Annotated in this window: 1 protein-coding gene; it reads right to left on the minus strand. The window is 74.4% G+C overall.

The window, feature by feature from the left end; all coding sequences use genetic code 11:
• A partial coding sequence (locus HGA02_RS19825) for a cytochrome c oxidase assembly protein (protein ID WP_246248133.1) occupies window positions 1–1,197 on the minus strand: 1,197 nt, incomplete at both ends.

A 1,197-nucleotide genomic window follows, 5' to 3' on the forward strand; every position in this document is an offset into this window, starting at 1 on the left:
GGCGTCGGGCGGGGCGTCCGCGCCGCGCGGGCGTCAGGCTGGTGGGCGTCGCGCTCGGCGAGGCCCGCGAGCATCGCGTTGTACTCGTCGAGCTCGAGGTCGCCCTCGCGGTCGACCTTCCGGTCCCGTCGGCGCGCGGTCCGCTCGTCGTCGCGCGCCCACGCGAACCCGACGCCGATCGCGAGCGCGAGCGTCGGGATCTCGCCGATGCCCCACGTGATCGCGCCGCCGATCTGCTGGTCGGCGAGCGCGCTCGGTCCCCACGGACGCCCCATGAGCCCGAACCAGTCGGCGACCAGGAGCGTCTCCCCCGAGACGAGCGCGACGCCGAAGAACGCGTGGAACGCCATGGTCGCGAACAGCAGCAGGAGCCGCTGCGGGTACGGGAGGCGGCGCGGGCCGGGGTCGATCCCGACGAGCGCGTTGACGAACAGGTACCCGGCGAGCGTGAAGTGCACGACCATCGCGAGGTGCCCGACCGGGGACCGCAGCGACCACTCGAACAGGCCGGTGTAGTAGAAGGCGATCATCGAGCCGACGAAGTTGACGGCCGCGACGACGGGGTGCGCGAGGAACGACCCGACGCGGCTGTGCACCAGCACGAGGATCCACTCGCGCGGGCCGCGGGAGACGTCGTCGCGCAGGCGCGTCGAGCGGACGGGCAGCGCACGCAGCGCGAGCGTCACGGGCGCGGACAGCGCGAGGAAGATCGGCACGACCATCGCGAGCACCATGTGCTGCACCATGTGCGCGCTGAACAGCACGTGGCCGTAGAGCGCCGGGCCGCCGGACGTCGTCCAGCCGAACAGCAGCATCCCGACGGTCCACGACGCGGTGCGCGCCCACGACCACGTGTCGCCGCGCCGACGCAGCCGCAGCACCCACCGCCAGTAGACGACGAGACCTGCGACGGCGGCCGACGCCAGCAGCAGGTCCCAGCGCCACTCGGTGAGCCAGCGCAGCGTCGTCGGCTCGGGCGGGAGGGGGTGGCCCGTGAGGCGGTACGCGGGCGACGGGTCGACGGGCGGCTCCTCGGGCACGGGCGGCGCGGTCGAGCCGAGGGCGACGGCGACGCCCGAGACGGCACCCATGACGGCGAGCTCGACGAGCACGAGCCGCCAGAAGAGCGCGCTGCTCGCACGTCGCGCGGCGTCGACAGCAGCAGCGGTCGCCGTCGTGCCGCGTGCGCCGGTCGAC

The organism is Cellulomonas septica (assembly GCF_012396155.1).
Taxonomy (GTDB): Bacteria; Actinomycetota; Actinomycetes; order Actinomycetales; family Cellulomonadaceae; genus Cellulomonas; species Cellulomonas septica.